The 12,720-nt window shown below is 58.9% G+C and carries 14 protein-coding genes; 6 read left to right on the top strand and 8 right to left on the bottom strand.

What is annotated here, in order from left to right:
* Positions 1-53 precede the first annotated feature (53 nt).
* The 3 genes from BOP93_RS20620 (at position 54) to BOP93_RS20610 (ending at position 3,135) form a co-directional block, all read left to right on the top strand.
* On the top strand, positions 54-791 hold the full coding sequence (locus tag BOP93_RS20620) for a hypothetical protein (RefSeq protein ID WP_205885771.1): 738 nt from the start codon (positions 54-56) through the stop codon (positions 789-791).
* A gap of 199 nt (positions 792-990) precedes the next feature.
* Positions 991-2,442, top strand: coding sequence for an amidase family protein (locus tag BOP93_RS20615; RefSeq protein ID WP_104505337.1), 1,452 nt, complete (start codon positions 991-993; stop codon positions 2,440-2,442).
* 135 nt (positions 2,443-2,577) lie between these two features.
* A complete protein-coding gene (locus BOP93_RS20610; RefSeq protein WP_104504465.1) occupies positions 2,578-3,135 on the top strand; it encodes an AAA family ATPase in 558 nt (185 codons plus the stop codon).
* On the opposite strand, the gene BOP93_RS20605 is transcribed toward BOP93_RS20610, so the two are convergent.
* From BOP93_RS20605 to argH, 7 genes are all read right to left on the bottom strand, one after another.
* The gene (locus BOP93_RS20605) at positions 3,065-3,445 is read right to left on the bottom strand and encodes a helix-turn-helix domain-containing protein (RefSeq protein WP_104504464.1); all 381 of its coding nucleotides are present in this window, start codon (positions 3,443-3,445) and stop codon (positions 3,065-3,067) included. The genes BOP93_RS20610 and BOP93_RS20605 overlap by 71 nt on opposite strands.
* A 107-nt stretch (positions 3,446-3,552) precedes the next feature.
* On the bottom strand, positions 3,553-4,500 hold the full coding sequence (locus tag BOP93_RS20600) for a hypothetical protein (RefSeq protein WP_104504463.1): 948 nt from the start codon (positions 4,498-4,500) through the stop codon (positions 3,553-3,555).
* A 54-nt stretch (positions 4,501-4,554) separates the two neighbouring features.
* Positions 4,555-5,724, bottom strand: a complete 1,170-nt coding sequence (locus tag BOP93_RS20595) for an MFS transporter (RefSeq protein ID WP_104504462.1) — start codon at positions 5,722-5,724, stop codon at positions 4,555-4,557.
* Positions 5,725-5,876: 152 nt separating this feature from the next.
* The gene (locus BOP93_RS20590; protein WP_104504461.1) at positions 5,877-6,698 is read right to left on the bottom strand and encodes an ABC transporter substrate-binding protein; all 822 of its coding nucleotides are present in this window, start codon (positions 6,696-6,698) and stop codon (positions 5,877-5,879) included.
* Between the two features lie 25 nt (positions 6,699-6,723).
* On the bottom strand, positions 6,724-7,488 hold the full coding sequence (locus BOP93_RS20585) for an amino acid ABC transporter ATP-binding protein (RefSeq protein WP_104504460.1): 765 nt from the start codon (positions 7,486-7,488) through the stop codon (positions 6,724-6,726).
* 25 nt (positions 7,489-7,513) lie between these two features.
* A complete protein-coding gene (locus BOP93_RS20580) occupies positions 7,514-8,392 on the bottom strand; it encodes an amino acid ABC transporter permease (protein ID WP_104504459.1) in 879 nt (292 codons plus the stop codon).
* A gap of 145 nt (positions 8,393-8,537) precedes the next feature.
* Positions 8,538-9,965 carry an argininosuccinate lyase gene (gene argH / locus BOP93_RS20575; RefSeq protein ID WP_104504458.1) on the bottom strand — a complete coding sequence of 476 codons (1,428 nt, stop codon included), beginning with the start codon at positions 9,963-9,965 and terminating at the stop codon, positions 8,538-8,540.
* Positions 9,966-10,158: 193 nt separating this feature from the next.
* On the opposite strand from argH, the gene BOP93_RS20570 reads away from it, so the two are divergent.
* The 3 genes from BOP93_RS20570 to BOP93_RS20560 all read left to right on the top strand — a co-directional run bounded on the left by BOP93_RS20570 (position 10,159) and on the right by BOP93_RS20560 (position 11,939).
* A complete protein-coding gene (locus BOP93_RS20570) occupies positions 10,159-11,118 on the top strand; it encodes a LysR family transcriptional regulator (RefSeq protein WP_104504457.1) in 960 nt (319 codons plus the stop codon).
* A 256-nt stretch (positions 11,119-11,374) separates the two neighbouring features.
* On the top strand, positions 11,375-11,662 hold the full coding sequence (locus BOP93_RS20565; RefSeq protein ID WP_065894994.1) for a type II toxin-antitoxin system Phd/YefM family antitoxin: 288 nt from the start codon (positions 11,375-11,377) through the stop codon (positions 11,660-11,662).
* On the top strand, positions 11,652-11,939 hold the full coding sequence (locus BOP93_RS20560) for a type II toxin-antitoxin system RelE family toxin (protein ID WP_420220239.1): 288 nt from the start codon (positions 11,652-11,654) through the stop codon (positions 11,937-11,939). The genes BOP93_RS20565 and BOP93_RS20560 overlap by 11 nt, the downstream gene beginning before the upstream one ends.
* A gap of 123 nt (positions 11,940-12,062) precedes the next feature.
* Here the strand turns inward: BOP93_RS20560 and BOP93_RS20555 are convergent, their stop codons facing one another.
* Positions 12,063-12,710, bottom strand: coding sequence for an HAD-IB family hydrolase (locus BOP93_RS20555; protein ID WP_065887762.1), 648 nt, complete (start codon positions 12,708-12,710; stop codon positions 12,063-12,065).
* Positions 12,711-12,720: the final 10 nt, after the last annotated feature.

The raw sequence follows: 12,720 nt of genomic DNA, 5'->3' as shown, positions 1-12,720 counted from the left end.
CGGAAGGGAGTGCGATGATCCCTCGGAAATTTAATTTCGGGGGATACGTTGTCATGAACGACGACTGCAAGAAACTATGGCGATTGGGCATACCCTGCTTTTCAGCGTCGCCGCATGCCTTTGCGCAGGAGGGCGCCGAACCTGGCTCTTCCACGACTCCCAAGGCGCGAACCGATAACGCCAGCCCCGGTGCTATCGTCTTCGCTGCCGGACGCGCCGAGGGAGCGGTGCTCATACCCGGCTACAATGCTCTGGCGCCCATGATCAAACCCACGCGAGACCCCGCTTTATCACTGGTGGCCATCAGTGGTGTCGACCCTACTGAGCCCGTGATGGTTGAAGTCCCCCTGGTGCAAAACAACAGTGCTTTTGGTGTCGCCCCGGTGCTGGATGGCTGGCGTATCGGCTACGCCGGCCGGTATGTACGCGGTGGTCATAGCGAACCCACAGAGCATAGTGCAACCTTGCGCCGAGCCTTCGCCATCCTGCGCCAAGCGGGGGTGGAGTTGGTGGCAGTGGACGCGCGGCGTACGGATGACCCGCTTGAGTCCGGCACTGCCATCGACGAGCTGGTGGCCAGCCATCGTTTGGATGCCTTGGTGTCAGACGAGCAGAGTCAGGCGTTTCATGCCGCTTGCAGAAGCGGATACCCCAGTGGCTGCCAGGCACTCGAAGAGGGGACTTGGCTCTGGTTTTATGGGGCCCGCTGGGCGGGCGACCGCGTGAAGGTTCTACTGCGTACTTACGCGCAACTGGTACTACTCGGTGTGCCTACAACGGGTATGGAATGATCATGCCGGGCAGCAGGATCAGTCTGTAAAGAGGCCCGTTAGCAGCCTCTTAGACTAGTGTTGGGCTATCGGCCGATAGCTCTCATTCAGTCAGTTACAGGGGTATTTCATGATCGGACCCGTTTCGGCAGGTGGGTGGGCATCAGGCTTGCTCCAAGAACTTTCAAATCCGCCGCAGGGCTTCAAGGGCGCCTGTCAAATGGCAGGGGAAATGGCCAGCCGCGGCGGGGTCACCTCAGAGTCACTGGTGAAAGACTCATTCAGACAAATCGCCAATATTGATCGTGGACTGCAGGGCGGTAACGCATTCGTGGAAACCAACCCGGATGCACTGAAGGATGCCAGGGCGCGCGATCTGGAGCGTAAAAAGGGCCATGTGCGCGGGTATTTGCACGGTGTTCCCATTGCGCTCAAGGACGTATTCGAAACCAGGGACCGTATGCAAACAAGCTCGGGCTCCAAGGCTCTGGTGGGGAAGGCCGCCTCAAAGAATGCCAAGGTCGTGGATAACCTGCTAAGGGCGGGGGTGGTAGTTGTAGGTAAAACGAATATGAGCGAACTGTCCAACTTCCGCTCTGAACTGCCGCTGGATGGCTGGAGCTCGCGAGGTGGTCAGACGCTCAATCCCCATCGCCTGGGAGGGCAGGTGGCAGGATCGAGTTCCGGTTCTGCCGTGGCGGTTGCCCAAGGGCATGTACCGCTGGCACTGGGGGTAGAAACCAGCGGCTCGGTTATTACGCCTGCGGCCTACAACGGCGTTTTTGGCTTGAAAACCTCCGTTGGCTTGCTGAGTACCGAGGGGGTCATGATCAGTTCACGCATGGATACGATTGGCACATTCACCCGCAATGTCTGCGATGCTGCAGAAGCGCTCAACGCCATGACCGAGACCCGTGCCTACACCGAAGGCCTGCGGTCCGATGCCTTGAAAGGTAAGCGGATTGGCTACACGCCTGTGCCTGAGTTGTCTGCAGAGGAGGCCAGCGACCCCGCGAAGCGGGCCGACCGCGAGCATTATTCGCAGGCGCTTGAGGTGTTGCGGTCTCAAGGTGCGATCCTGGTGCCCGTGGGAACGCTTGAGGATGGTGTCGAAGAGGGAACCTACACCGATTACAACGAAGCGTTGTTTTCAGACGTCAAACATCATATGGAAGAGTACCTTGCCGGACGCGAAGGCTTGCCTGTCAAATCGCTTACGGAGCTGATTGCATCCATTAAGCGTCACCAGCAACCCGGTGAGCCTGATCACAAGGTGCTGGAACTTATCAATGGCCTGGAAACGACTCAGGAGCAGCGCGATAAGCTGTGGGAGGCCATCCTGCCCGTTTTTCAGAAAACCATCGATGATCCGATGAAAGAGCACAAGCTTGACGCCATGGTGTCGAACTTTCTCTCAAACAATTATTTTTTCAGCGCTGCGGCAGGCTACCCGGGAATGTCCGTTCCATCGGGCATGGATGATGAGGGTATGCCAACGGCACTTTATCTTTACGGCGCGGCTGACAGCGAGGCCACATTACTGTCGGCTGCGTATGTTTATGAGCAAGCGACACAGGCGATCAAAGAGCCGGCTTTCCTGCCTGGCACTCCGTTTAAGCCAGCACCGGTAGCGGCAGATAACACGGCCGAGGTAACTGCCGGCAAAGCCTGACGCAGATCCAACCTCTGCTGAACCACGTGCAGCAGAGGTTGCCTCTGTGCGCAAACTCCGCACATCATGCGTGGAATCGCACCGTTGCGGGCCTGATGCCGGCATGGCTTAAACTCGACGTCATGGAGAGGAACCATGGCTTATAGAATTCACATCCTGGGTGCTGCGGGCGTAGGTGCCACCACCCTGGGCAAGGCGTTGGCCGAATACCTGAATGTGGCCTTTTTCGACTCGGACTTCTATTACTGGCAGCAAACCCCGGAGCCGTTCTCTGCTGCCCGACCCAAAGGTGAGCGCATCCGCCTGCTGCAGGAACACACCGCACGCCATGAAGGTTGGGTGTTGTCCGGCTCGCTATGCGGATGGGGGGATGCCCTGATCCCGCTGTTTACCCACGTGGTTTTTCTGCGCCTGGGCCCCGACGTCCGCCTGCATCGCCTGCGCGTGCGAGAACAACAGCGCTACGGCGACCAGATACTCGAAGGCGGCAGCCGCCATGCAAACAGCGCCGCATTTCTTGCCTGGGCTGCGCGTTACGACGATGGTAACCACAGCCTGCGCAGTTTGCGTCGGCATGAAAGCTGGCTGAAACCACTGAGTTGCCCGGTAATCCGGCTGGACTCTACGCACCATTCGGTTGAGGCGTTGTTGAATCAATTGATGCAGCGGGTGAGCCCAGCAACCGGGAAATAATCCCAGGTGCGGCAGGCTCGGCCGATACGACGTCGAACCGGCGTTTGCTCATTCCCCATCCGGGTGCAAACCCCGGGAAAAACACCAGCCCTTGGGCCTCCAGACAAAACGCCAGGGCCAGTCGAGTTTCATCCTCGACATCGCCATGGCTCTCCAGTTGTTGAACGGCCTGCACCGCCACGCCAGCCTGGCGGGCCAGTTCTTCGCGGCTCCAGCCCAACATGACACGGGCCTGGGCGCTGTGTTTGGCGGTGAATTGATGAAGGACGATCTGCTGTTCTACGAAAGAGCTCATTGCCAGAGAGGACATGGGGATTTCTCCAGGTTCGACAGGGGAGGCACAACTATACTGTGTTTTTATACAGTTGTTCCTACCGCTCATCAACTCAGGGCAATGGCTGGCGTTCCAGCCTGCGCCTACTCCACGCCGGGCGCCTCGCGAATGATCAGGTGATCCAGGTTTTCAATATTGGCACTGAATACCCCGAACGTCTGCTCGGGGTTCTTCTTGCTCGGCACGTGCTTGAGCTGCGGCGTGACGCCGTAGAAAAAGCAATACAGCGCGTGCTCGCTGGCTGCTGCGGCCTTGATCTGCTCCAGGAATGCCGTGCGCTTGCGATAGTTCTCGATGAGCTTTTTGCTCAGGTAGACGTTGACGGCGTAGGGCTTTTTGTCGAGCCATACCTTCTTTTCGAAGTCGATGCGAAAGCTGCTGGTGTAGTCCTTGATGGCCTTGATCCTGCCCCAGTAGATCAGGCCCTTGTTGTCCTGCAGGTATTCGATTTTTTTGAAGAGCGTCCAGTACGTCGCTGTGTGCTCGCCGATTTTCAACGGCATTGATTTGAGCTTGTCCTTGTCATCGATATTCGACACGTAGCACTCCACCGGGTGGGCGAATACGCTGGTTTTGTCCGGGGTGGTGTCGTTATTGCCGTGGGATGTGGCGACGCGATTTGAAGGGGCTTTCGTTGGTTCTTGCAGGGCGACGTTCTCGGTGCCTGTCAGGTGGCTCTTACGTTCGTATTGGCGCCGTGTCAGCACAAACTCTGACGGGAAGTTTTCCTCGCGATCGTCATCGCTTTCTCCGGTCGCGTTCCGGTGCGCGCTGGCGTAGCGGCAACCTTCGATATGCCGGGTGCCGGTCTTGTTCTTGAAGTGGGGCGTGCGCTTGTAGTTGACGTTCTTTGCGTTGAACGTACTCAGGGCATTGCCGGTATCGAACGCCGCGCGGCAGACATCGTTGGGGCAGAGAAAGTGGTCTGTGTCGGAATCGAAATCGGTGGTTTCGTCGAAATTCAGGTCTCGTACGTCATAGATTGACAGCTTGTCATCGAGACTCAGGCTGTAGGCCGTATCGAATTTCATGGGGCTCGGGTCCGTGAGAGGTTTGGCTATTAATAGCGAGAACCTGCGCAAATATCAGCAAGAACTTGCAACCCGTCGCCCACTCAGGAAACACAGGGTTCCGCCGGCTGCGGTCAATGCCGCCAGGGCATAAAACATGCTGGCCGGCGTCGCATTGATCAGCAGGTACCCACACATCACCGGGCTCATCGCTCCGCCGAACGCCGCCAGGTTCTGCGCGCCGTAGTAGCTGCCCCGCAGTGCATCGGGGGCGATGGTGTCGATAAACAGAAATTCTGCGGGGTAGATAATCATCTCGCCCAAGGTGAATACGAACATCGCCAGGCACCAACTGACCAGGCTGTCGGCCAGGCTGAACCCCATCAACCCGAGAATAAACAGCAAGGTGCCCAGCGCAATCCAGTGGCGTAACTGCTCGCGTTTGAGAAAACGGCCAATCTGGTACTGCAGCAAAATCACCGTGATGGCGTTGCAGGCCAGCACGGCGGACAGAATCTTTAAGGCGGCTGCGGGCTTGTAGGCAACCAGTAGAAACTGCGACAGATACAGGGTGTAGCGCCCGTGGACAATGGTGCTCAACAAACTGCCGCTGGTGAAGAGGATCAGCGTGCGGTCGCTGCGCAAGGTCTGCAGGGTGCGCAGAAAGCTTTGCGGTTTATGACGGCTATCCCGTGCGGTCGGGGCAATGCCGACCATCAGGAACAGGCTGCCAAAAGCAATTGCGCTGGCGATCAGGAATGGCGCCCAGGGCAGTTGGCCGGCGATCACCACGCCGACCATGGGGCCGGTGGCATAGCCGACGTTGGTCAGGGTGTAGCGCAGGGAAAACACTTTGGCGCGCTCACCCACCGCGAGGTTTTCGCTGATGATCGCCTTGGAACCGATCAGGAACAGCGCCGACGCGGCTTCAGTGATCACCAGGGTCAGCGTGGTGAGGTAGAGGTTGCTGGCAAACGTCAGCAACAGAAAACCGATGGAGCTGGAGAGCATGGCCAGGATCAGCAGCTTGCGCTTTTCCAGGCGGTCGATGATGTAGCCGCCGTACAGACCGAGCAACGTGGCGATAAACACGGCAACGCCCATCAGCAGACCGATGTCCTGCTGGTTGAGGCCCAGGCGGGTGCTCAGCCAGAGGGCCAGCAGTGGGCTGGTCATGGAACGGCTGACCACGATGGTCACCGAGCAAATCAACAGGCGGCGAATTACCAGGGAGTAGGTGGCCACGGCGGGGGAGAGCATCCTTGTTGTTGCTTAAGATCACACAGATCCAATGTGGGAGGGGGCTTGCCCTCGATGAGGGCGTGTCATTAAACGGATGTATAGCTGACCCACCGCAATCGGGGGCAAGCCCCCTCCCACATTTTCAGACCTCGTTTCTACTGGCCCGCATTGATGCTGATCTTCTCGACCGCACCTTGCTCCAGATCCCACTTCTTCAAAATCTTGCCGTAGGTCCCGTCATCGATCATGCCCTGCAATGCTTCACTGATCGCGGCGACCAACTCAGTATTGCTCTTCTCGATCCCAAGCCCGGTGAACTGCTTGGAAATCGCCAGCCCCACCGGCTTGTACTTGCCCTTGTCCAGCGACATCAGATAAGGAATCGTCTCGCTGCCCTGCATCGCCGCATCCAGGCGGTTCTGCTGCAACTGCGCACGCGCATCGGCCGAGCCTTCAGTACCGATTACCACGATCGCCGGCTTACCCGCCGCTTCGCAGTTTTCCTTGCTCCACGCGGTAATTTCCGACGGCCAGGTGGTCCGGCGGCTGGTGCCGACTTTTTTACCGCACAGGTCAGTCAATTCCTTGATCTCTTCACGCTTGGCCAGGGTGTACAACTGCGGGCCGCTGGTGAAGTAGTCGATAAAGGTCACCGATTTCTGACGCTCGGCGGTATCGCTCATGCCCGACAGCACGATGTCGACACGCTTGGTGGTCAGGCCGCTGAGCATCTGCTCGAAGCCGGTTTCCTGCCACTTGATCTTCACACCCAGACGTTCGGCCAGGGCGTTGCCCAGGTCGAAGTCAAAGCCGGTGAGCTTATTGGTGGCCGGGTCCTTGAAATCCATCGGCGGGTAGTTCGGCACGATGGCCGCGCTGATCTCACCCTTGTCCTTGATGGCTGCGGGCAAGGCCGCGAACACCGCGCTGGAAGCCATCAGGCCGGCGAGCAACGAAGGAATAAACATCTTTTTCATGGGGGCGTTCTCGTTAGTTTTTTAGTTAAGTGCGAACGGCAGAAATAAAGCTTTGGGTACGCGGGTTTTGTGGGCTTATTAGAATGTCTTCGGGGCTGCCGGCTTCCACAATCTGGCCGGCATCCATAAACACCATGCGGTTGGACACTTCGCGGGCAAAGCCCAACTCATGGGTGACCACGATCATGGTCATGCCGGTGGTGGCCAAATCGCGCATCACCGACAGCACTTCGCCTACCAGCTCCGGGTCGAGGGCTGACGTGGGTTCGTCAAACAGCATCAGCTTGGGGCGCATCGCCAACGCGCGGGCGATCGCCACACGCTGCTGCTGGCCGCCGGACAACTCCACCGGGTAGGCATTGTGCTTGTCCGCCAGGCCCACGCGGGCCAGCAACTCCAGCGCATCCTCGGTGGCCTCCTTGGGCGAGCGCTTGAGCACCTGGCACGGGCCTTCGATGATGTTTTGCAGCACGGTCATGTGCGGGAACAAATTGAAACGCTGGAACACCATGCCGGTGGCCAGGCGCTGCCGGGCGATCTGCACTTCGTTCATCTCGTGCAGCTTGTTGCCGACCACCCGGTAACCGACCAGTTCGCCGTCGACCCACAGGCCGCCCTTGTCGATTTTTTCCAACTGGTTGACGCAACGCAGCAGGGTGCTTTTACCCGAGCCGGACGGGCCGATGATGCACATCACTTCGCCTTGCTCGACCTCGATATTGATGTCGCGCAGCGCGTGATACTGGTCGTAATACTTGTTCAGGTTGACGGCCTTGACGATGCTTCTCATGGGGGCAAATCTCCTCAACCCAGACTTACGAACGCTTGCCGGCGCCGCGGGCAAAACGGCGCTCGAGGCGGCTTTGACCAAATGAAAGAACCGTCACCACCGCCAGGTACCAGATGCCGGCCACCATCAGCAGCTCCATGACCCGCGCGTTGGCGTAGTAGATGTTTTGCGCGTTGTGCAGCAGCTCCGAATACTGGATCACGCTGGCCAGGCTGGTCATTTTCACCATGCTGATGAACTCGTTGCCTACCGGCGGAATGATCACGCGCATGGCCTGCGGCAGAATGATCCTGCGCAGCGCCTGCAGGCTCGGCATGCCGATCGACTTGGCCGCTTCGTACTGGCCGGTGTCCACCGACAACAGCCCGGCGCGCACCACCTCGGCGGTGTAGGCGCCCTGGTTGATGCTGAGGCCGAGCAGGGCGGCCACGAACGGCGTCATCAGGTCGACGGTGTCGAGGCTGAACAGGCCGGGAATGGCGATCACCGGGAAGATCAGCGCCAGGTTGAACCACAACAGCAGTTGCAGAATCAACGGCGTACCGCGGAACAACCAGGTGTAAGTGATCGCCACGTAGCGCAGGATCGGGTTGGCCGACATGCGCATGATCGCCGTGATTACCCCGATGACCACGCCCAGCGCCATCGCCAGGATCGACATGATGATGGTATTGGCCAGGCCCCAAAGAATGGCTTCAGACGTCAGGAACTGCCCGATGTAGGACCATTCGATCTGACCATCGGCAAACGCACGCAACAGCGCCGCCAACGCAATCACGATCAACGTGGCAAAAAACATCCGCCCGTAATAACGCCGCGGTACGTGCTCGTACTGCGTGATATCGAACTGATTCTCGGACAACTTGCGCTCTATCTCCAAGCGCTCGGCCGGGGTTTGGTTCATGGTGATTCTCCAAAAATTTTGCTTGATGCTGATCGTTCCCACGCTCCGCGTGGGAATGCCGCCCCGGACGCTCCGCGTCCCGCGCATAATGTGGCGACGCGGAGCGTCACGGGATGCATTTCCACGCAGAGCGTGGGAACGATCGTCAAATCCTGAATCCCTGATAACTCTCAGCCCATACCTGCTGCTCAGCCAACGCCACCTTCAACCGCCCAATCTGCTCCTTCACCCGCTCCGGCGCCGTTCCGCCCCACCCATTGCGCGCCGCAATCGCCGCCTCCAGGGTCAAGCAATCGCGCACCTCAGGTGTGAGTCGCGCATCCACCTGCGCCAGCATCGCCGGCGAGGCTTCCCACAACTCAATCTCATGCTTCTCACAGGCCTGCACCAACGCGCCGGTAATCTCATGCGCTTCTTTAAACGGCACGCCCCGGGTGGCCAGCCAATCCGCCACCTCAGTGGCCAGGGTAAAACCCATCGGCGCCTGCCGCCGCAGCTCTTCGACCTGCACCTTCATGGTCGCGACCATCCCGGCCATCGCCGGCAACACCAGCAGCAAGGTGTCCACACTGTCCAACACGCTGTGCTTGTCTTCGCTCAAATCACGGTTGTACGACAGCGGCAACGACTTGAGTGTCGACATCAACCCGGTCAGGTTGCCAATCAAACGCCCGGCCTTGCCGCGCGCCAGTTCGGCAATGTCCGGGTTCTTTTTCTGCGGCATGATCGAGCTACCGGTAGCGTAGGCATCATCCAATACCACCCAGCGAAACTGGCGCGACGACCACAGGCAAAATTCCTCCGACAGCCGCGAAATATTCACCCCGAGCATGCCCGCCACAAACAGAAACTCCGCGACATGGTCGCGGCTGGCGACAGCGTCGATAGAGTTTTCGCACGGCCCGGTGTAACCCATTTCCTTGGCCGAATACTGCGGCTGGCGTGCAATCGCCGAACCCGCCATCGCCGCCGCGCCGAGGGGCGACAACGCCGTACGCGCGTCCCAATCCACCAGGCGCTGCACATCGCGCAGCATCGACTGCGCATGGGCCAGCAAGTGGTGGGCGAACACAATCGGCTGCGCCTGCTGCAGATGGGTGAAGCCGGGGCAGATGCTCTCAATATGCTGCTCGGCCTGCTCGACCAATGCCTGCTGCAACCCCAGCACCTCGGTGGCGATGGTGCGCGCATGGTCACGCAGGAACAGGCGCAGGTCGTTGGCCGTCTGGTCATTGCGCGAACGCCCGGCGCGCAGCTTGCCGCCCAGGGCGCCGAGGCGCTCGGTCAATACGCGTTCGATAAAGGTGTGAACGTCTTCGTCATCCAGGGTTGGATGCAGGCAGCCGGCGGCGAAGTCATCGCCGATACGGTCCAGGGCTTCCAGCGTGCGCAGGGTCTCCGACTCATCCAGCAACCCGGCGCGCTGCAACTCACGGGCATGGGCACGGGAGCCGGCCAGGTCGTAGGGTGTGAGGCGAAAATAACGCTCGGGGCAGCGTGACAACGCGGCCAATGCCGCAGACGGACCGGTCTTGAAACGAGCGCCCCAAAGGCGGTCGGTGGGCTGGGACATGGGTATTCCTCACGCTTGTTTTTAGAAGAGTCGGAGGCAGTAACAAGAAAATTTCAACGCGTTGGAACCGGCGTCTGACGCGCCGTATTCAAGGTTGCCAAGGGCGGATGTTTATGTTCATTATCGCCGCCTGGCTATGTTCAAGGATTGGGTTCAAGCCTGTTGAATATGGCACTCGAGGTCAACGCGCATTATGGAAACCCCACTTTCCACTTCTGGAAACCTGCCCCCCAAACCCGGCACAAGACCACCACTGCAACTGAGCGGGCTGGACTTCAAGTTGCTGCGGGTATTCATGGCCGTGGTCGAGGCCGGCGGTTTCAGTGCCGCGCAAAACGAACTGAACGTGGGCCTGGCGGCCATCAGCAAACAGATCTCCGACCTCGAGATTCGCATCGGCATGCGCCTGTGCACACGCGGCCGGGAAGGCTTCGGGCTGACCGAAGAAGGCAAGTTGGTGTATCAAGCGTCCATTGAGTTATTTACCTCAGTGGACAGTTTTCGCGACAAGCTTAGTTCAGCGCAAAACGAGCTGATTGGTGACCTTAGTGTGGGCGTTATTGATAACACCGTCTCCGACATTAACTCGCCGCTTATTGCCGCCTTGCGCACCTTGCACAGCGAATCGCCAAAGATCAGATTGCGCCTGCACGCCTCGCAATTGGATGAAGTTGAACGCGGCGTCGTGGAAGGGCGCCTGGTCGCCGGCATCGTCCCGGTGTACCAACGCCGCGAAGAGTTCGACTACTTCCCACTCTACGAAGAAAAGGCCCACGCCTACTGCGCCGTAGGACATCCGCTGTTCACCGCAAACGACATCCCGCCCGAGGTACTGCGCCAATACGAAGTGGTCAACCACCGCTACGCCATCCACCGAGACAAGCCCAACTTCGTCAACCACGACAGCCAGTCGGCCTCGGCCTCCCAAGTGGAAGCCGTCGCCATCCTGATCCTCACCGGCCGCTTCCTGGGCTTTCTACCGGAACACTACGCCGCGCCGTTGGTAAGGGAAGGGCGCCTGCGCGTACTGTGCCCGGAGCGGGTCCACCTGAGCACCGCGTTCAACCTGATCCTGCGCCACAACGCGCCAAGAAGCCCGATGGTGAAAGCCTTCGCCACGGCGCTGGGCGTGGACCTGAAGACGCCGCTCTAAGCCCCGCCAAAGATCAAATGTGGGAGGGGTGGAGCTTTAGCGAGGCTGCGATGGGATCACCGCGTTCTAGCTGGCGAGCGCGCTATTTGTAGCGACATATTTTCTGCATAGGCGGCAAGCCTATTGTCTTCAACATCCCGTAGGAGGGTGTCTATGCATCAAACAAAAATCACTTCAAGGAACCTCTCCGTCAGCCGCTTGTGAGTAAGCGAAAAAAAGACCAAAATAACGACCTGTTTTAAAAGGAGAGATCTCCATGCAACTTGTTTTGGCTGACGTGGCCGTCAGCGTATCCGAACTCAAAAAGAACCCTTCATCCGTCATGAACGGAGCCAACGGCTCGGCGGTGGCTGTCCTCAACCATAATCGCGTGATGGGTTATATGGTCCCGGCTAGCGTATACGAGGCGATGGTTGAGCGCCTTGATGAGCTGGAACTGGTGCAATTGGTCAAGGAGAGGCTGGACGCCAAGGAGGCACCGATTCGGGTGTCCCTTGATGAGCTGATTGCTGAGGCAGAGGCGGATATCGCCAATGGGCATTGAGTTTAGTATTGAGTGGGATCCGAAGGCGTTAAAGGAACTCAAGAAACTGGACGGTACAATTCGTCATCAGTTTTTGCGCAAACTTCAGGAGCGCCAAGATCACCCGCGGGTTCCAGCTGACGCGCTTTATGGAATGAAGGATTGCTACAAAATCAAATTACGTGGTGCCGGCTTTCGGCTGGTCTACCGTGTTGAGGACGATCGAATAGTCATCCTCGTATTAGCGGTGGGTAAGCGGGAACGTAGCACTGTCTACGATTCGGCCAAGAGCCGATAAGCAACCGACGAGGTCTGTTTCACAGCCCCTCCGTACGCTACGTAACCCGGTGGTAGAGTTCACCCGGCTATTTCAGAAAGTTGAGGGGCCGGAAAGCTTTTCGCTGTTCGTCTAGACGGCGCATCACCGCTGCAACCGAGCCCGCCTTTTCTTCTTCGCATGAAAATGCCGAAAATGCGCATCCTGCGCCGCCGCCAGCAACTCCCGATCCCCACGAGTATCGCCCCAGGCCCTGAGCCGATACTCCCCCAGGTCCCCATACACCGCTTCAAGCCGCAGCACCTTGTTCTCACAGCGGCAATTATTCCCCGTGAGCTTACCGGTCAGCACCCCGTCCACCACCTCAAGCTCAGTCCCGATCAAGCGGATCCCCAGCCGATCGGCAAACGGCTGCAACACCAACGCCGGCGACGCCGAACACAGCGTCACCACCGCGCCCGAGCCCAACTCCTGCTCCACCGACAACACCCCCGCCGGACGCATCAACCGCGCCCAATTGCGCTGGCAATACTCCTCGGCCTTCTGCTGCACCCACGCCTTTTCCACCCCGGTCATAAAGGTGCGGATCAACTGCGCCTTCAACTCATCCCGGCTGATCTGCCGCACCAAAAAACGCAGCCCCGGCACGGCCAGCTTCACCATCCGGCCATAAAACGCGCCAGTGCCAAAGGCAAACTTGAGGAACGGCACGAAACTGTCGTGGTGGGTGAGGGTGCCGTCGAAGTCAAAGACGGAGAGTACTTTGGCGTCGATGGGGCCGGCTTCGAGCATGTCTGGGTTC

The sequence above is a fragment of the Pseudomonas orientalis genome, assembly GCF_002934065.1.
In the GTDB taxonomy this organism is placed as follows: Bacteria; Pseudomonadota; Gammaproteobacteria; order Pseudomonadales; family Pseudomonadaceae; genus Aquipseudomonas; species Aquipseudomonas orientalis_A.
The sequence above is the reverse complement of the archived record's forward strand: the minus strand, read 5'-3'. Positions and strand labels throughout refer to the sequence as shown.

Excerpts from the sequence above, each read along its gene's own strand:
- BOP93_RS20605 (WP_104504464.1), bottom strand. The coding sequence starts at position 3,445 with ATGTCCTCTCTGGCAATGAGCTCTTTCGTAGAACAGCAGATCGTCCTT.
- BOP93_RS20610 (WP_104504465.1), top strand. The coding sequence starts at position 2,578 with ATGGCTTATAGAATTCACATCCTGGGTGCTGCGGGCGTAGGTGCCACC.
- BOP93_RS20590 (WP_104504461.1), bottom strand. The coding sequence starts at position 6,698 with ATGAAAAAGATGTTTATTCCTTCGTTGCTCGCCGGCCTGATGGCTTCC.
- BOP93_RS20620 (WP_205885771.1), top strand. The coding sequence starts at position 54 with ATGAACGACGACTGCAAGAAACTATGGCGATTGGGCATACCCTGCTTT.
- BOP93_RS20615 (WP_104505337.1), top strand. The coding sequence starts at position 991 with ATGGCAGGGGAAATGGCCAGCCGCGGCGGGGTCACCTCAGAGTCACTG.
- argH (WP_104504458.1), bottom strand. The coding sequence starts at position 9,965 with ATGTCCCAGCCCACCGACCGCCTTTGGGGCGCTCGTTTCAAGACCGGT.
- BOP93_RS20560 (WP_420220239.1), top strand. The coding sequence starts at position 11,652 with ATGGGCATTGAGTTTAGTATTGAGTGGGATCCGAAGGCGTTAAAGGAA.
- BOP93_RS20600 (WP_104504463.1), bottom strand. The coding sequence starts at position 4,500 with ATGAAATTCGATACGGCCTACAGCCTGAGTCTCGATGACAAGCTGTCA.
- BOP93_RS20580 (WP_104504459.1), bottom strand. The coding sequence starts at position 8,392 with ATGAACCAAACCCCGGCCGAGCGCTTGGAGATAGAGCGCAAGTTGTCC.
- BOP93_RS20555 (WP_065887762.1), bottom strand. The coding sequence starts at position 12,710 with ATGCTCGAAGCCGGCCCCATCGACGCCAAAGTACTCTCCGTCTTTGAC.
- BOP93_RS20570 (WP_104504457.1), top strand. The coding sequence starts at position 10,159 with ATGGAAACCCCACTTTCCACTTCTGGAAACCTGCCCCCCAAACCCGGC.
- BOP93_RS20585 (WP_104504460.1), bottom strand. The coding sequence starts at position 7,488 with ATGAGAAGCATCGTCAAGGCCGTCAACCTGAACAAGTATTACGACCAG.
- BOP93_RS20565 (WP_065894994.1), top strand. The coding sequence starts at position 11,375 with ATGCAACTTGTTTTGGCTGACGTGGCCGTCAGCGTATCCGAACTCAAA.